17 protein-coding genes are annotated in these 16,753 nt (G+C 40.6%); all 17 read right to left on the bottom strand.

Features of this window, described 5'->3' with window-relative positions; all coding sequences use genetic code 11:
• Positions 1 to 2 precede the first annotated feature (2 nt).
• The 17 genes from NMM26_RS09160 to mltG all read right to left on the bottom strand — a co-directional run bounded on the left by NMM26_RS09160 (position 3) and on the right by mltG (position 16,660).
• Complete coding sequence (locus NMM26_RS09160; protein WP_000659515.1) at positions 3 to 566, bottom strand: TIGR01440 family protein; 564 nt, start codon at positions 564 to 566, stop codon at positions 3 to 5.
• Positions 567 to 680: 114 nt separating this feature from the next.
• Positions 681 to 2,372 carry a sensor histidine kinase gene (locus NMM26_RS09155; RefSeq protein ID WP_000831108.1) on the bottom strand — a complete coding sequence of 564 codons (1,692 nt, stop codon included), beginning with the start codon at positions 2,370 to 2,372 and terminating at the stop codon, positions 681 to 683.
• Positions 2,369 to 3,106: a response regulator transcription factor gene (locus tag NMM26_RS09150; protein ID WP_000222635.1), complete on the bottom strand. Its 738-nt coding sequence runs from the start codon at positions 3,104 to 3,106 to the stop codon at positions 2,369 to 2,371. The genes NMM26_RS09155 and NMM26_RS09150 overlap by 4 nt, the downstream gene beginning before the upstream one ends.
• A gap of 70 nt (positions 3,107 to 3,176) precedes the next feature.
• Positions 3,177 to 4,289 (bottom strand): peptide-methionine (R)-S-oxide reductase MsrB, encoded by a 1,113-nt coding sequence (msrB, locus tag NMM26_RS09145; protein ID WP_101781359.1) that lies wholly within the window; start codon positions 4,287 to 4,289, stop codon positions 3,177 to 3,179.
• A 9-nt stretch (positions 4,290 to 4,298) separates the two neighbouring features.
• Positions 4,299 to 4,862: a redoxin family protein gene (locus NMM26_RS09140; RefSeq protein ID WP_101781361.1), complete on the bottom strand. Its 564-nt coding sequence runs from the start codon at positions 4,860 to 4,862 to the stop codon at positions 4,299 to 4,301.
• A 13-nt stretch (positions 4,863 to 4,875) separates the two neighbouring features.
• Positions 4,876 to 5,586, bottom strand: a complete 711-nt coding sequence (gene ccdA2 / locus NMM26_RS09135; RefSeq protein WP_254754302.1) for a thiol-disulfide oxidoreductase-associated membrane protein CcdA2 — start codon at positions 5,584 to 5,586, stop codon at positions 4,876 to 4,878.
• Positions 5,587 to 5,752: 166 nt separating this feature from the next.
• Positions 5,753 to 6,301: a GNAT family N-acetyltransferase gene (locus NMM26_RS09130; protein ID WP_254754301.1), complete on the bottom strand. Its 549-nt coding sequence runs from the start codon at positions 6,299 to 6,301 to the stop codon at positions 5,753 to 5,755.
• Between the two features lie 445 nt (positions 6,302 to 6,746).
• Entirely contained in the window at positions 6,747 to 7,571 is an 825-nt protein-coding gene (gene nadE / locus NMM26_RS09125) for an ammonia-dependent NAD(+) synthetase (RefSeq protein WP_254754300.1), read from the bottom strand.
• Entirely contained in the window at positions 7,568 to 9,028 is a 1,461-nt protein-coding gene (locus NMM26_RS09120; RefSeq protein WP_000283132.1) for a nicotinate phosphoribosyltransferase, read from the bottom strand. Before NMM26_RS09120 ends, nadE begins: the two co-directional genes overlap by 4 nt.
• Before the next feature lie 115 nt (positions 9,029 to 9,143).
• Entirely contained in the window at positions 9,144 to 9,632 is a 489-nt protein-coding gene (locus NMM26_RS09115; protein ID WP_000247408.1) for a DUF6773 family protein, read from the bottom strand.
• Positions 9,622 to 9,831: a helix-turn-helix transcriptional regulator gene (locus NMM26_RS09110; RefSeq protein ID WP_001107500.1), complete on the bottom strand. Its 210-nt coding sequence runs from the start codon at positions 9,829 to 9,831 to the stop codon at positions 9,622 to 9,624. Before NMM26_RS09110 ends, NMM26_RS09115 begins: the two co-directional genes overlap by 11 nt.
• A 384-nt stretch (positions 9,832 to 10,215) precedes the next feature.
• Positions 10,216 to 10,944 (bottom strand): ABC transporter permease, encoded by a 729-nt coding sequence (locus tag NMM26_RS09105; RefSeq protein ID WP_000773484.1) that lies wholly within the window; start codon positions 10,942 to 10,944, stop codon positions 10,216 to 10,218.
• A 15-nt stretch (positions 10,945 to 10,959) separates the two neighbouring features.
• Positions 10,960 to 11,805 carry an ABC transporter ATP-binding protein gene (locus NMM26_RS09100; protein ID WP_084926871.1) on the bottom strand — a complete coding sequence of 282 codons (846 nt, stop codon included), beginning with the start codon at positions 11,803 to 11,805 and terminating at the stop codon, positions 10,960 to 10,962.
• A gap of 358 nt (positions 11,806 to 12,163) precedes the next feature.
• Entirely contained in the window at positions 12,164 to 12,574 is a 411-nt protein-coding gene (locus NMM26_RS09095; protein ID WP_000273894.1) for a GNAT family N-acetyltransferase, read from the bottom strand.
• 240 nt (positions 12,575 to 12,814) lie between these two features.
• Positions 12,815 to 14,179: an amino acid permease gene (locus tag NMM26_RS09090; RefSeq protein ID WP_254754299.1), complete on the bottom strand. Its 1,365-nt coding sequence runs from the start codon at positions 14,177 to 14,179 to the stop codon at positions 12,815 to 12,817.
• A gap of 186 nt (positions 14,180 to 14,365) precedes the next feature.
• A complete protein-coding gene (gene greA / locus NMM26_RS09085) occupies positions 14,366 to 14,848 on the bottom strand; it encodes a transcription elongation factor GreA (protein WP_000818768.1) in 483 nt (160 codons plus the stop codon).
• Positions 14,849 to 14,908: 60 nt separating this feature from the next.
• Complete coding sequence (gene mltG, locus NMM26_RS09080; RefSeq protein WP_101781378.1) at positions 14,909 to 16,660, bottom strand: endolytic transglycosylase MltG; 1,752 nt, start codon at positions 16,658 to 16,660, stop codon at positions 14,909 to 14,911.
• Positions 16,661 to 16,753: the final 93 nt, after the last annotated feature.

Here is a 16,753-nt window from a genome sequence, read left to right as displayed (position 1 = left end):
TTTCACGACTTTCTAATAGAATCTTGTGGATAATGCGCACGCGCACCTCCGATTAATTTTGGACGACTTGCAAGAGCCGTTACATGGGCATGCCCAATCTCTCTCAAAAGAGGGCGAATCGGAACCTGAACATGCTTGACATGCATGCCAATTGCAGTGTCTCCGATATCCAATCCAGCATGAGCCTTGATAAATTCAACCTCAACTGGATCCTGCATCAACTTGAAGGCTGCCAATTGACCCGAACCTCCTGCATGGAGAGTAGGAAGGACACTAACTATTTCCAGACCAAACTGTTCAGCCACCTGACGTTCAACGACGAGGGCCCGATTGACATGTTCACAACCTTGAACGGCTAGATGAATTCCTTGTTCCTCTAGGATATCTAGGATGTTCTTCACAATGATTTCCCCAATTTCTTGGCTGGATTCCTTGCCAATCTGACCACCTATCACCTCACTAGAAGAAAGACCCAAAACAAAGATAGATCCTTGCTTCAAATTGGCCTTTTCTAATACATCTTTTACAATCTGGCTTGTTTCTCTTTGAATGTCTTTTTCCTTCATACTTGATACCTCTTTTGTCATTATCTATCATATCGTTTTTTCTACTTTTTAGCAAGATAGACAACCTAGAAAGCTTGCCCAATTACGCATAAAACTCCCAGAATTGACTGGGAGTTAGCTAGTTTCTATTCTATTTATGTATATTTCAACTGTCGTTCCTTTTGAGGGGACAGAATCAATCTTCATCTGGTAATCTTCTCCAAAATGAAGTTTGAGCCGTTGGTCAACATTTTGAAGACCAACTCCTCCACGTTTGAGTTGACTTTGACTACTATCGCCAGCAGCTTGGAAGCCAACTCCATCATCCTCAATGCGGATGACCAAGCCCGAATCCTGTTCCTGGACAGAAACTCTAATATGTCCCTGACCTTCCTTTTCTTTAATACCATGGTAAAGAGCATTTTCTACTAGAGGTTGTAGCACCAGCTTGGGCAAGACTAGATTATCAAAGGCAGGAGTTTCATTAATTTCGTATTCTAGCTTATCCCCATAACGTTGTTTCTGGATAAAGAGATACTGGCGAACATGATTGATTTCATCAGACAGGCAAATCAAGTCCTTACCTTGATTGAGCGCCAAGCGGAAATAGGTTGCCAAGGACTTGGTCACCTGAACCACTCGCTGACTATCCTGAAATTCAGCCATCCAGATGATGGTGTCTAAGGTATTATAGAGGAAATGCGGATTAATCTGGCTTGATAGGGCTTGAAGTTGGTACTGACGGGTCGTTTCCTCCTGGATACGAACATCTATCATCAACTGATCAATCTGATCCAACATGGCATTGAACTGACGAGTCACCTCTCTCAGTTCATAAGCACCCGCTTCCTTGGCACGAAGATTTTGAGCACCAGAAGCAATTTCCAGCATGGTTTCTCTCAAATCCTTCAAAGGGGCAATCCAGCGCTTGAGACTGAACCACACCAAGCAGAGACAGGCAAGAAGTGATGTGACACTAGCCCCAAGCAAGGTCCACAAGAGTTGACTCCGAACCTGGTCTAACTTTTCCAGTGATGACACGCCAAGCACCGTCCAATCAGTTCCTGCAATCTTTTCCTGACTGACGTAGGATTGGTGGTCGAGCGTATAGCCCTGCCCTGTCTCAATGTAGGGTTTCATGGCTTCCATTTCACTAGCTGAGCTATAGACTGTGTGTTGAGGATGGTAAACAAATTCATGGTTTTCATTGATGATAAAGGCAAAGCCCTGCTGACCTAACTGGAGTTGATTGAGATAGGCTTCCAGAGTTTCATAGGAAATATCCAAGCGAAGAACGCCCAGATCGGCTCCCTTTGCATCAAGAAGTTCCTGAGTGACAGAAATAACCCATTGACTATCTGATTTATGAGCTGGGGTCAAAACTGGCTTAGCACCCTGATGAATGGCCTTTTGGTACCAATCCTCAGTCATCATATCTGAAGATGTTTTCATCTGCACAGTGTCATCTGTAGAAATGAGCTGACCAGACTTGGTTACCAGCACAACAGCTTTCAAGTCCTGATCTGCCTTCAAGATGGTCAAAAATAGATCTCGAATTCCCTTTACCTTGTCTTGACTGGGATTCTCAGCATAGGCTAGGACATCTGTCTGCTGGGTCAAACTGGTCGAGGTGGTTTCTAATTTTTTGATATAAGACTGGATAAAGTGGCTAGTCTGACTGATAGTCGTTTGGCTATCGCCTTCAATGGTAGCCTCAATGGCTGAAGAACTAGATCGATAGTAGAAAGTCCCAACCACAGCTAGGAGAATGAGAAAGACCAAAAAGATAGAAATAACCATTCTAACTAGAAGAGACGAACGTTTCATCGACCTTCCCCCTTCTTAAACTGACGAGGCGTCACACCCGCAATCTGTTTAAAGCGTTGGGTAAAGTAATTCATATCTTCAAAGCCAACCTTCTCTGCAATCTCGTAAATCTTCAAATCTGTAGTCAAAAGCAAAAGCTTGGCTTGTTTGACACGTTCTCTCACCAGATAATCCTGAAAAGGCAAGCCCAACTCTTTCTTAATCAAAGAACTCAGATAAGTCGGGCTAAATCCCAAGTCACTGGCTAAAGATTTTAAACTAAATTGGCTATCAGCTAGATGAGAATGGATTTTCTGGGCCAAGCTTCCTTCAAACTTATCGGTCAGTAAATCTTGTAACTGCTCTTCCTTTTCTTCCTTATCCAACTTTTGCTTGATTTTCCCCAACATTTCCTCAATATCCTGACGAGAAAAGGGCTTGAGCAGGTAGTCATCCACACCTAATTTGACAGCAGACAAGGCATAATCAAAATCATCGTAGCCTGTCAAAAACACTAGATGAACCTGAGGATAGGTTTCACGGACCAGACTGGCTAACTGGATACCATTTAGCTGGGGCATGTTGATATCGGTTAAAATGATATCTGGCACCTGCTTTTGTATCAATTTCCAAGCCTGCCTTCCATTTTCAGCCTGACCGATGATTTCCATATCGTAGGCTGCTACATTGACCAACTTGGTCAAACCTTGTCTCACCAGATATTCATCTTCTACGATTAAGATTGTGTAGGTCATGCTTCTCTCCTTTGTCACTTACTAGTATCAGTATAGCAAAATTCTCCTCTAACTGCTTAGGAAAGCCCTCTTAATCGACATAATCTAGTAAATAAGCATAGCCTTTTTCTTCCATTTGGTCTTTAGGAATAAAGCGGATAGAAAGACTATTGATACAGTAGCGTAAGCCACCCTTGTCCTGTGGACCGTCCGTAAAGACATGGCCAAGGTGAGAATCTCCCACTCGACTTCTTACTTCCATGCGCGTCATATTGTAGGACTTATCTTCCTTGTAGGTGGCAACATCTGGACTGATGGGTTGGGTAAAACTAGGCCAACCACAACCAGACTCGAACTTGTCCTTTGATGAAAAGAGGGGTTCGCCAGTTGCTACATCCACATAGATACCAGATTCGAATTTATCCCAGTAACGGTTTGAAAAAGCTCGTTCTGTTTGATTTTTCTGGGTGACTGCATACTCTTCAGGTGACAGGGTCTTTTTCAATTCCTCATCACTTGGTTTGGGGTATTTGCTGGCATCTATGACGGGATAGGCTGCCTGATTGACATTAATATGGCAGTAGCCATTTGGATTTTTCTTGAGATAGTCTTGGTGGTAATCCTCGGCCACTACGAAATTCTTCAAGTTCTCCTTTTCAACCGCTAGAGGTTGGTCGTATTTCTTAGCCACCTCATCAAAGACTTGGTTAATCACCTCTAAATCCTTGTCATCTGTGTAATAAACACCAGTACGGTACTGGGTTCCCACATCATTTCCTTGTTTATTTTTGCTGGTTGGATTGATAATGCGGAAATAATGAAGCAGGATTTCCTTGAGGGAAATTTGATTAGCATCATAGGTGACATGGACAGTCTCCGCATGACCTGTTTGGTTAATCAATTCGTACTTGGTTGTTTCCCCTCTACCATTTGCATAGCCTGAAACGGCATCCGTCACTCCGGGAACGCGTGAGAAGTATTCCTCAACTCCCCAGAAACATCCCCCAGCTAGATAAATTTCGTGCAAGTCTGCATCTTTACTCACTTCTGTTTTTTTCACTGTTTTTCCTCCTTGGCTAACTGCCGCTTTCTCAATTTGAGAGCTATCTGTCTGCCCTGTATTTCGCATCAATAGAAAATAGAAACCACTTATAGCTAGGACAAAAATTCCTGCCAAGACAAACAATTTTACTTTATCATTCATGACCTTTCTCTACCCCATTTCTTTCAATGTTTTTAAAATCATATCCTTATCCATAAAACCTGGTTGCGTTTTGACCAGCTTGCCTTCCTTGTCTATAAAGGCTTGAGTTGGGTAAGAACGGACACCATAACTTTCCAAAAGTTTGCCTGACGGGTCAATTAGAACTGGAAAATTTTTATAATCCAAGCCCTTGTACCAATTCTTAAAGTCTGCTTCTGCTTGTTCACCCTTGTGTCCAGGAGACACCACTGTCAAGACCACATAATCATCACCAGCATCCTTAGCAATTTCATCCGTATCTGGAAGACTAGCTAGACAGATGGAACACCAAGAAGCCCAGAATTTGAGATAGACTTTCTTACCCTTATAATCAGACAAGCGGTAGGTCTTGCCATCTACTCCCATCAGTTCAAAATCAGCAACCGCCTGACCTTTAGTCGCAGTTTGTGAACTGACTTGTTCTGTTTTAGTTTCCTCCTTCATAGTAGATTCATCTGACATATTTTTGGCCGAACAGGCTGCCAAGCAACAGATTGATCCGACTCCAAGGAGACATGTTTGCCATTTTTTCATTTCTTCTTCCTCTCTATTCAAATAATCTTGTCAAAATAGACGCATTTCCCAAAAGCACCAAGATTCCCATCACGATAATGATGAAACCACCCACTTTTTTGAGGGTTCCGAGGTAGGGATGGAGTTTTCGGAAATGTTTCAAAACATAGCTGGAGGCTAAGGCTAGAACCAAGAATGGTAGCGCCAAACCTAACGTGTACACCAACATGAGACCAGCTCCCTGCCAAGCACCTGAGCCACCTGAAGCCGCCAAGGCCAAAACAGAACCAAGAACCGGCCCTACACAAGGCGTCCAAGCAAAACTAAAAGTCAACCCCAGTAAAAATGCCTGACTATAGCCCTTACCCTTTTGCTCCTGTCTCTTTAGTTGTAGCCTCCTTTCCTTGTAGAGTCCCTGAAAATGTAAGACCTCCATCTGGTGCAAGCCCAAGAGAATGATAACCGCACCCGTCACATACTGAAACCAAGAGGTATACAACAGGTCTCCTAAAAAGCCAGCTCCATAACCCAGTAAGATAAAGATAAAGGAAATCCCCGCTATGAAAGCTAGAGTTCTCAATAAACTAACAATTGAGATTGAAAATTTGCCGCTAGAAGCCTGAGCACCATCTTTATCATCCAACAAGACCCCTGCATAGACTGGTAACAAGGGTAAGATACAAGGAGAAAAGAAGGAAAGAATTCCAGCAAGAAAAACACTGATAAAAAAGATTATATTATCCATTGCCTTCCTCCATTCTTTGATTTGATAGGACTATTATAGCCCCAAAACTCCAGAAAAAACAGGGATAATGATAGGGAAAAATAGGAATTTAATCAGATTATGTAAAAAATGGTGCAAAAAAAGCCAGACACAGTCTGACTTCGATGGAAACAGAAAAGAAAATTCACTAGTCTTCTCTGTTTATCTGATAATAAATAAGGTCAGCAAGATAGCCTTTTCTCTCTACACCATTGACAATGGTTTTTAGATAGAACATTCCAGCCTTCTCCATGACGCGACCTGAAGCTGGATTGAGACTGGCATATCGTGCTCTAACCTTTTGAAAGCCTGCTTGAGTAAAACAAAAGTCCAAGACAGTTTTTAAGGCCTCTGTCATAATCCCACGTCCCCAGTAAGCCTTGCCTAACACATATCCAATTTCACAAGAAGAATCGTTATCATCTACTGCAACGATGCTGATATCTCCAATCACTTGCTCTGGATTTTCTTTGAGACAAATGGCCCATTTGTAATAGTTGGGATTGGTATAGGATGCAACCCAATTTCGAATCGAGTTCCGAGTCACTTCAACATCAGGATGAGGATCCCAGGTGACATAGGTCAGATTCTCAGCAGATGAAGCCCAATTTTGAAACATGGCTTCCGCATCACTCTCCACAAATCTTCTCAAGATCAAACGTTCTGTCTGTAATATTTGCGTACCGATTGCTTTCATTACGCTACCTCGCTTTCTGATAGATGGTTCTCTGCACAACCTCAATTTAAATTTACTTTGCTTTTGAATTTCAAGGTAATAAGCTAAAAAGATTCCCCGGACCTTCCTCGCTTACCTGTTTCCATGCTCGGGGTAAAAACCTCCACTGGACCTCCTCTCACTTTCTTATTTCAAGGTGAGAGGCTGAAAACCTCCACTGGCCCTTCCTCGTTCTTCTGTTTCTAGACTCGGAGTAAAAAGGCTAAACTCAGTAACAGCTAGAAAACGAGTTTTTCATCTAATCCCTTGACGCAGTCGCTGTCTGGTTTGAAATGCGCTCTAGCAAGCTTTTTCAAACCTAGTCATCGTTGCGGGGGTGAGACTACGAAATCGAACTCTTCGAGTTACCGAACCTTCCTCGCTTACCTGTTTCCATGCTCGGGGTAAAAACCTCCACTGGAGGTTTTTACTCCCAAAAATCATCAAATACAGTGATTGGTAGGTGGCGTTTGTGTTGGCCTTTGTGCCACCAATTTTCAATAGTCGCTTGAGCTTCTGGGCTGATTGTTTTGCCTTCTAGGTAGTCATCAATCTCTTCATAAGTGACTCCAAGGGCTACTTCGTCAGCTAGGCCTGGTTTGTCTTCTTCTAGGTCTGCTGTTGGGATTTTTTCATAAAGGGCTGGGTCTGCACCAAGTTCCTGCAAGAGTTGTTTTCCTTGGCGTTTATTGAGGCGGTAAAGAGGGAGAATATCCGCACCACCGTCACCAAACTTGGTAAAGAAACCTGTGATATTTTCCGCGGCGTGGTCTGTTCCAATGACCGCTCCGCTATGGGCACCTGCCAGGGCATACTGAGCAATCATACGGCAACGTGCCTTGATATTTCCCTTGTTGAAGTCCGAGACAGAACTACCTGTCGCTTCAACTGCAGCTGTCATGGCATCAGCTGATTCCTTGATATTAACTACCAAGCTGACATCTGGCTGGATGAATGCTAGGGCTTTTTGAGCATCTGCTTCATCGGCTTGTACTCCATATGGCAGGCGGACAGCGATAAATTTGTAGCTGTCATCTCCCGTTTCTGCTCGCAGTTCTTCCATAGCCAATTGAGCCAAACGACCTGCCAAAGTCGAGTCCTGCCCTCCAGAAATCCCTAGTACAAAAGCTTTAAGAAAGGGATGTTTTTTCAGGTATCTTTTTAAGAAATCAATGGATCGACGGATTTCTTCCTGGGCATCAATCACTGGTTTCACGCCCAGTTCTTGGATAATCGTTTCTTGCAAACTCATTCTTCTTCTCCTTCACCAAGGGCTTCCTTGCGCATCTTGTCAATCAAGTCCATCTTGTCTTGCCATACATCACGCGCCAAATCCACTGGATAGTGCTGCGGATTGAGCACGCGCTTGTACTCATCCCAAAGCTTGTCAAATTCCTTACGAGCATAAGCCTGAATCTCAGTCAAGCTAGGCAAGCTGTAAGTCAATTTTCCGTCTTTGAAGATATCCACCAAGAGAGGAACGGCATCAAAATTACGAACCGTCTTCTTGATGTAGGTATAAGTCGGATGGAACATCTTGATTTCCGTCATGTCGCTCACATCCACACCGTCATAAGTGATATAATCGCCTTCTGACTTGCCTTTTTCACGACTGGTAATGCGCCACACCTGCTTCTTACCTGGCGTAGACACTTTCTCTGCATTATTAGACAGCTTAATTGTATTGCGCATCTGGCCATTTTCATCTTCGATTGCAACAATCTTGTAAACTGCCCCAAGAGCTGGCTGGTCATAGGCTGTAATCAGCTTGGTACCCACACCCCAGACATCAATCTTGGCCTTTTGCATCTTGAGGTTGAGGATGGTATTTTCGTCTAAGTCATTAGAAGCGTAAATCTTAGCCTCTGTAAATCCAGCCTCGTCCAGTTGCTGACGGACTTTCTTGGAAATGTAGGCAATATCCCCAGAGTCAATCCGCACACCCATAAAGTTAATTTGGTCACCCAGCTCACGCGCCACCTGAATGGCAGCGGGTACCCCAATGCGAAGGGTGTCATAGGTATCCACAAGAAAGACGCAATTTTTATGGGTCGCAGCATAAGCCTTGAAAGCCTCATAGTCGTTGCCATAAACCTGAACCAAGGCATGGGCGTGAGTCCCCAAGACAGGAATGTCAAAGAGTTTACCAGCACGCACGTTGCTGGTTCCATTGGCACCGCCAATCACCGCTGCGCGTGTTCCCCAGATAGCCGCATCCATTTCTTGAGCCCGACGTGTCCCAAACTCCATCAAGGGTTCATCTTCGATAACCGAGCGAATACGAGCTGCCTTAGTCGCCACCAAGGTCTGATAATTGACGATGTTCAAAAGAGCCGTTTCGACCAATTGACATTGAGCTAGAGGGCCTTCCACCTGCACAATGGGTTCATTTGCAAAGACCAAGTCCCCTTCTTGGGCAGAACGAACGGTCAACTCCAACTCGAAATTGCGGAGATAGTCCAAGAATGCCCCATGATAGCCTAGCGACTCCAAATAGGCAATATCACTATCTGAAAAACGCAAGTCTTCAAGATAGCTCACAATTCTTTCCAAACCAGCAAAAACCGCATAGCCATTCTTAAAAGGCTGTTGGCGGAAATAAACCTCAAAGACCGCCTTTTTATTGTGAATCCCTTGGTCAAAGTAAACCTGCATCATGTTAATCTGGTACAAGTCCGTGTGCAATGTCAAACTATCATCTGGATACATACTTTTCCTACTTCCTTAGCTAGAAACCCATGAAAATTTTCAAGAACTTTCATGTATTCCAATAAATTAGTACTATTATATCACATTTTAGCTGGATTGAGAAAAGAGTAACAAGCTATTCACCACTCTCCAGTTCATCCATGTCTTGTTCAAATTTTTTCTGAGCCCATTCGCCATAGCTCTTCAGACCAAGATTGCCAATAAAAACCCAGGGAAGGTAAATGACATAAGTAATTGCCCAAGCAGACAGGTATTTAACGTTCAAAGGATTGTGCTGATAAATTTCTATGTTGAATTGATAATTCTGTAACATCAAAAGAGCTGTAATAGCCAAAGTTAGAAAAAAACAACCCAAAATCGTAAAATGAAAACGACTATAGTAGGTCACTCCCAGATAACGGGCACGATTGAAAAAGAAGAAAATTCCTACTATCAGAGTATAGACTAGAAAATTCGGATTAAAAAGAGATGGAGCCAACACTGCCACCAAATAGCTTAGAAGTACAAGCCCAATAAAGAGTGAAAAGGACTCTGCTCCAGCTTTATTGATTAGTTGTTCTTCTCTTTCGTCAAGTAATTGATAATGAATGAATTTATTTACCATCTTCTTCCTCCCAAAATAGTTGGTCTAGGGTTTTCCCTAAACATCTGCAAATGGACTGGCAGAGCGAGAGACTGGGATTGTATTTCCCTGCTTCTATCAAACCAATAGTCTGGCGCGTCACCCCGACAGCCTCTGCCAGTTGACCTTGAGTTAAATCAAGCTCTACCCGAGCTAATTTTAATTTTAAATTTTTAGCCACCTGCGTCCTCCGTTTAGCTTTAATATTCATCTACTCTTAAAAAATTCCAAACTAACACAAGCTATCAGCCATTTATTATAACCCCATTAATTTGCAATCCAGTATTATCTTCAGCATAAAACCAGTATTTTAGGTTGTTTGAAATAAACTCCCTGGTTTGTTCTTTGATTTTTGTTTAGTATTAGCTTTAGTAGGATCTTTTAAACGAGTTTTTATTGATTGTATTTCTTGTTTAGTTTAGTCAGTTTCATATCACTATTATATAATGCTTTTGGAATTGAGTCTAGTATAAGTCAAAAACGTGGTGAACAGCAAGAACAGGAGCATACCAAGATGACTGATTTTTAGCTGGATTTTAAATCTGCAAAATAATACTAAATGAAACTACAATGAATACTCCTTGCTTTTCTTGAGAGTGAACAAGTACAATAAAATGATTGTAGTGGTTGCCACAAGATACTGACTAATAGACATCGTATTCGAAGCCACAAATACAGGTAAAGAATAAAAAGGAAGAAGTTCAATTGCTTTGATAAACAAATCATTACTAGTATTCATCATAATCGTATTTAATATATTAGGGATAAAGAGTAGTAAAGCTACTAAAATACCAAATACCAACCCACTTTTCAATTTGTATAAATAGAAAATGTAAGATAATAGAAAATAAAATAGGACTAACAAAATTGTATTGACTACAATGGCTACTATAAAATCTAATCCTAAATCACCTGGAACACCCAATTTACTTACGATGACTAGTAACACAATACCATTCAAAGCATAGATAATGGAAACTGAGATGGCATATAGAAAATTGGACAAGGCGTAAATCATCCGATTTTTCTGTTGATTATAAAATAAACTGATCGTATTGTAGGAAAAATCCCTGCTAATAATTCGGTTAGCATGTATAACAGCCATTAACATACCGAGCATAGCATAAAAATTTGAAATATGCTTAATACCAAGTGATGTCCCTTGAGTCTTTAGAATAAAGAATGTAACCAGTATCGGCGGTATAAACGAGATAATCAATCCGAGATATATTACGCCTGATGAATATAAATCTCTTATATTTTCCTTAAGAAAATTCAATTTATTTAATTTCATGATTATAACCTTCCTTTATTTTGAACGATTTAGATAAATATCTTTAAGCGTCTCTTTTTTAGTTTCAAAATCAACTACTTTAATAGAGTTTTCGTTAAAAAATTTAAAAAGCTCACTACTTTGAATATTCCCAGACATAGTAATTTTCAGTCCCTCTTCCTGAACAATATCCCCAAATTCTTGTTTGGTAATGAAAATGTCTTTATCTGTAGCTGATGAAAAAACTATCTCAAATAAGCAATTATGACTATCTTTTCCTACTTTTTGGAATGTCAAAAGCCCGTTCTCCAAGAAAAGGACTCTCTCACAAATTTCTTCAATATCTTCTAATTTATGACTCGATATTAAAATTCCCACATTTTCATGTAAAACTAAATTTTTTAGAACCGCTAAAACTATTTGTGATGATTCAATATCTAAACCATTAGTCGGTTCATCTAAAATCAACATATCTGGTTCCGTAACGAGAGTTAGAAGCAAAGCTAATTTTTGTTTTGTACCCAAAGAATAGGTCTTTACTTTTTTATTAATATACTGAGTCAAATCTAACTCTTGGATCAAACTTCCAAATCTTTCTTGATTGTAGTCAATACCATATAAATTTGACAAATATTTTAAATTCTCTAAACCTGTTTTAGATAAAAATAATTTTGGTTCTTCGATTAAATACCCAACATTATCACTACTTATAATATTCCCTGAAGTCGGTTGATTATTCTGAACAAGAATTTTCATCAATGTACTCTTTCCAACTCCGTTTCTCCCTACTAGACCAACAATTTCACCCTTATTAAGTGCAAAATTTATATCTTTGAGAATGATTGAATGACCATAATGCTTACTTACATTTATAACTTCCATTTTTATTCCTCCATTAATATTCTTGGTTTTCTCTTTGATTCTCATTAATTTTAAAAAGTTGCGCCTCTTTTTAACAACATTATATCATATATCTAACTTAATGCAATATATAACTGTCGTTTTGCAATATTTTATTAACAAAAAACTCTCCACCACAAAAAAGATAGAGAGTTTTCTGCTTATTCAATTTTTTCAAAACATCTACAGCTTCATGAGATTTCACATCTAATCTTGTATTGTCCTCAATATCGTCTAGAAAGACACAATTTCTAGGTTCTAACTGGTACTTATCGATAGTTACTCATATCCATCAGTCCACCTCCATACTCATGTACGAGCCTATCACTTCATATTCACCTTACAAATTCTTTTGGTAATAATATCTTTGCCCAATGTAGGGATAGTCTTGTAAGGTAAAGACTTCCTTGTAGCCATGCCTTTTATAAAAATCTGGAGCTTGAAACTGGTAAGTATTGACAAAAGCAAAACGACAGTTTCGATTCTTAGCTTCAGTTTCTGCTTGCTGCAATAGTTTTGAACCGATTCCTTGCCCTCTCAGTTCCTCTTTTACAAATAAATACTCGATTTCTAGCCAATTTCCAAAAGTCTCTGCTATCAAACCTGCCAGGAGATTGCCCTTTTCATCTTCGACATAAAGATTCAGTGGCTCACTTTCAGCCTCTTCTCTTTTTGAACGATTATAAGCACGAATCAGATTCCCTATTTCTTGTGATTTATGGGATTCCTTATTTTCCAATCTAAAGTACATCTAAACCTCCTCAAATACTGTTACAGCTTGATTATAGTCTTATTTCAATAGACTGTCAAACTAGCAAAAACTCACCAACCTGAGTTGATGAGTCCTTATACTTCTTTAAACCATATCAGCTTCACCTTGCCGTATATATGTTACTGACTTCGTCAGTTCTATCCACAACCTCAAAACCGTGTTTTGAGCAGCCTGCGGCTAGCTTCCTAGTTTGCTCTTTGATTTTCATTGAGTATTAATCTACTTTCTAAATTTCCACTGGCTGTAAATCCCAAAACCGATAATCCAGATAGCTGAGCCGACTGCTCCTACAAATGTAGACTCTTGTAAAAAGAGGGTTACAAAGACAAAGGCAAAGAAGAGCATGGTTAAAGGATTTAGGAAACGATAATGGGGCATGAGATAACCATCTGCCATAAAGTCTGGTGACTTGCGGTATTTAAGGTGAGCCACCATAATCAAAATATAAATGGCGATATAGACACCTGATGATGATGCCGTAATCAAGGCAAAGGCATCCGAAACACCTGGCAAGACATTAATAAAGGCTGCTAGGGCAATCAAGATTGCTGAAGCGATGATGGCATTTTGTGGCACATTATGGCGAGAAAGAGTATCTGCCTTGATAGCCTTTAAAAATGGATTGGGCGAATCATGGGCAATCTGATACAAATGACGACCTGTTGAATAAAGGGTTGAATTAAGAGCAGATGCTGCTGACGTCAAAACGACGAAGTTAATCAAGGCCGCTGCCCACTTGATACCTGCCAATTCAAATACTGTTACAAAAGGAGAATCAGCCGAAGCAAGTTCACGCCACGGAATGATAGCCATGATGGCTAAGAGGGCACCACCGTAGAAAAAGGCGATTCGCAAAGGAATTTCCTTAACGGCTTTTGGCAAGACCTGACGTGGATTTTTGGTTTCTGAAGTCGTTACCCCGATAAACTCAATCATGAGGTAGGCAAAGAAAACCATCTGGAAGGCCATGACAAAGTTCACTCCACCATTAGGGAAGAGGGAGAAATTGTCGGCAATATTAGCTAAACTTGCTACTCCATGAGGTGTTTTAAAGCCTGTCAAGACCATAAAGGCTCCTGTTGCAATCATGGCTAAAATAGCCACAATCTTGACCATAGCAAACCAAAACTCAACTTCCCCAAAGAGCTTCACCGCAATCAAATTGACCAAGGCTAGAATGGTCAAAAATCCAATCTCAATCATCCAGCTTGGCCAGCTAGGGAACCAAAACTGAACATAGTGAGAGATAGCTGTGATTTCCGCCATACCGATAAAGACAACGGATAGCCAGTAAGACCAAACTGAGAAATAGCCCCAGCCCTTACCCAAATGGCGCGTGATAAAGTTGATAAAGGTATGTTGCTCAGGGTCTTGGTAGAGCATTTCCCCAACCGCACGCATCATGAGGAACATAAAAGCCCCAGTAATCATATAAATCAGTACAATGGACGGACCTGTTAGGCTAATTGAGCGACCCGCTCCCAAAAAGAGTCCTGTTCCGATTGTTCCAGCGATGGCCATAACCTGCACGTGACGATTGGTCAAACCACGCTCCATCTTATTTTTTTTCTTCTTTGAACTCATAACGTCTCCAATTCAATTTAATTTATACTCAATGAAAATCAAAGAGCAAACTAGGAAGCTAGCCGCAGGCTGTACTTGAGTACGGCAAGGCTACGCTGACGTGGTTTGAATTTGATTTTCGAAGAGTAGCAAAATGGAAAAAGGAGTGAGTGAAGCGCACTGCCTCCCCACTCCTTTTTTCTATTTTTAGGCTGTTTTTTCAACCTTCAAGATTTTTACATCATAGCTACCAACAGGTGTTTCAATAGTTGCTGTATCACCTGTTTTCTTGCCAATCAAGGCTTGTCCAATTGGGCTTTCATTTGAAACCTTACCTGCAAAGGCATCTGCACCCGCTGAACCTACGATAATATAAACTTCTTCTTCGTCCTCACCAATTTCTTGAATAGTGACTGTTTTACCAATCGCTACTTCGTCTTGGGCAACTGAGTCGCTATTGACGATTTCAGCATAGCGGATTTTTGTTTCCAAGCTAGAGATTTGTCCTTCAACAAAGGCTTGTTCATCCTTAGCTGCTTCGTATTCACTGTTTTCAGAAAGGTCACCGTATGAACGGGCAATCTTAATGCGTTCTACCACTTCTGGACGGCGGACCAATTTCAATTCTTCTAATTCTTTTTCAAGTTTTTCCTTTTCCTCAAGGGTCATAGGATATGTTTTTTCTGCCATTTTTCTCAACTTTCCTTCGATAGTATTGAATCTCTATCTGAGATTCTCATTTGTGTAGTCTTAGTTTGAACTACTATTTTGAGTAAGCTTGCTATTAACGTGCTCAGCTACATTACGATCATGTTCTTCCTGAGTAACTGCGTAATAGACTTTACCATCTGTAACATTGGCTACAAAGTATAGGTTCTCACTCTTTGTTTGGTTGATACTTGACTCAATCGCGTCCTTACTTGGACTATCCACTGGACCAGGCATCAAACCAGGTTTTGTATAAACATTGTATGGTGAATTAATCGATGTATCAATTCCAGCGTCATCTGCTAGGCTAATATTTTGGCCAAGTTTCCCTTTGGCATACAAGATTGCAATATTGCTTTGAAGTGGCATACCAAGGTTCAAACGATTGTAGAAGACACCTGCAATCAACTTACGGTCTTCAGTCTTAGCACCTTCTTTTTCAACAAGTGAAGCAATTGTTAGCAATTCATTAACTGTCAAGTTTTTAGACTTAATTGCACTGTAGTGTGGAGCCAAGGTTTTATCCATAGCTGCCAACATCTCATCAATCAAGCTTTCAATAGTCGTGCTTTCCTTGATAGAGTAAGTCGCTGGGAAGAGGAAACCTTCTAAACGATAACGAACGCCACTTTCTTTCGTTGGCAAGCTTTCAAGTAGACTAGGATATTTAGCAACTTCTTGAATGATAAAGTTGTCATCTTGAACTTTAGCCAAGAAAGCATCCGCGGTCAAAGGTTCTTTAAATTCACCTTGTAATTGGCCTACAGCTTGGGCAATTTGATCAATGGTATATCCTTCTGGAATGGTCAAATCTGCAAGTGAAGGTTCTTGAGGTTCAGGAGTACCACCTTTTTGGAGTTCCTTAATGATATCCTCTGTACTCATGCTCTTTTGCAAATTGTAATATCCAGCCTTCAAATCTGAATAATTCTTATATTTAGCGTAGAAAGCAAAAATCACTCCGTGTTTAATCACACCAGCATTTTCAAGTGCTGATCCAATCTCTTGGACATTTGATCCTTCCGGGATTTGAACGGTTACATACTGCTTAGAATTAGCATCAACTGGTAATAAAGATGACTGAACATACTGATAACCGAAGTAACCACCTGCCGAAATCAGGGCAAGGAAAATCAGTAGTGAAATGAAGAAAGCCTTCAAATGTGATTTTTTCTTCTTAACTGGTTTAACTGTCTCGCGGCGACTACGACGTGGAGTTTCAGTAACGACTTCAACAGCTTCCGATTCCGTAACTGGTTCTGGTTTTGCTACTTCTTTCTGAGGTTCTTTTTCAGCTTCTGTCTTATAAGAAACAGCTACTCTTGTTGGGATTTCATTAAATTCCTTTTCTACTTTTCTAGGACTAACAGGTCCTGGAGTTGGTCTTGATACTCCCTCCGCTGATGGAGTAGAAGGTCCTTCTTGACTCGGGTGACTAGGAGCAAGTGGAGCTTGTCTTACAGCCTCTTCCGCGGGAGAAGAAGGAACATCTTGACTGGGATGACTTGGAACAGTAAGAGTTTCTCTTTTTATCTCATATGCTGGAGAAGCTGGTAAATCTTGGCTGGGGTGAGTCGGCACGGTAGGAGCGTTTCTCATAATATCCTCTACAGTTGATAGAGAATCTTCCATCAAGTCTTCTATTGACTGATCATTTTTAGAAGAAAGTTGAGGTTTTATTGAAGCTAAATTAACTTCTTCCTGATCTTCTTCATGTTTTTTAACTCGTTCTAAATCACGTAAAATTTGCTCTTTAAAGCTTAATTTTTCGTCTTCTCTTGTTTTTTCACTCAAAAGTTTATCCTCCTCGTTGACAATCCATAATATTATATCTTAAAAACGAAAGAAAAGCAACCTAGCATGCTTTTCTAGCTTATTTTTTAGCGT

It is taken from the genome of Streptococcus sp. CF7_Ac1-8 (assembly GCF_024295435.1).
GTDB lineage: Bacteria > Bacillota > Bacilli > Lactobacillales > Streptococcaceae > Streptococcus > Streptococcus mitis_AP.
Note: the sequence above shows the minus strand (reverse complement) of the source record. Positions and strands in the feature narration are given on the sequence as shown.

Bases quoted from the DNA above. Each gene is read 5' to 3' on its own strand.
- greA (WP_000818768.1), bottom strand. From the start codon at position 14,848: ATGGCAGAAAAAACATATCCTATGACCCTTGAGGAAAAGGAAAAACTT.
- NMM26_RS09140 (WP_101781361.1), bottom strand. From the start codon at position 4,862: ATGAAAAAATGGCAAACATGTCTCCTTGGAGTCGGATCAATCTGTTGC.
- NMM26_RS09120 (WP_000283132.1), bottom strand. From the start codon at position 9,028: ATGTATCCAGATGATAGTTTGACATTGCACACGGACTTGTACCAGATT.
- NMM26_RS09115 (WP_000247408.1), bottom strand. From the start codon at position 9,632: ATGGTAAATAAATTCATTCATTATCAATTACTTGACGAAAGAGAAGAA.
- NMM26_RS09090 (WP_254754299.1), bottom strand. From the start codon at position 14,179: ATGAGTTCAAAGAAGAAAAAAAATAAGATGGAGCGTGGTTTGACCAAT.
- NMM26_RS09160 (WP_000659515.1), bottom strand. From the start codon at position 566: ATGAAGGAAAAAGACATTCAAAGAGAAACAAGCCAGATTGTAAAAGAT.
- NMM26_RS09150 (WP_000222635.1), bottom strand. From the start codon at position 3,106: ATGACCTACACAATCTTAATCGTAGAAGATGAATATCTGGTGAGACAA.
- NMM26_RS09105 (WP_000773484.1), bottom strand. From the start codon at position 10,944: ATGAAATTAAATAAATTGAATTTTCTTAAGGAAAATATAAGAGATTTA.
- NMM26_RS09130 (WP_254754301.1), bottom strand. From the start codon at position 6,301: ATGAAAGCAATCGGTACGCAAATATTACAGACAGAACGTTTGATCTTG.
- msrB (WP_101781359.1), bottom strand. From the start codon at position 4,289: ATGAATGATAAAGTAAAATTGTTTGTCTTGGCAGGAATTTTTGTCCTA.
- NMM26_RS09155 (WP_000831108.1), bottom strand. From the start codon at position 2,372: ATGAAACGTTCGTCTCTTCTAGTTAGAATGGTTATTTCTATCTTTTTG.
- nadE (WP_254754300.1), bottom strand. From the start codon at position 7,571: ATGAGTTTGCAAGAAACGATTATCCAAGAACTGGGCGTGAAACCAGTG.
- ccdA2 (WP_254754302.1), bottom strand. From the start codon at position 5,586: ATGGATAATATAATCTTTTTTATCAGTGTTTTTCTTGCTGGAATTCTT.
- NMM26_RS09095 (WP_000273894.1), bottom strand. From the start codon at position 12,574: ATGTACTTTAGATTGGAAAATAAGGAATCCCATAAATCACAAGAAATA.
- NMM26_RS09100 (WP_084926871.1), bottom strand. From the start codon at position 11,805: ATGGAAGTTATAAATGTAAGTAAGCATTATGGTCATTCAATCATTCTC.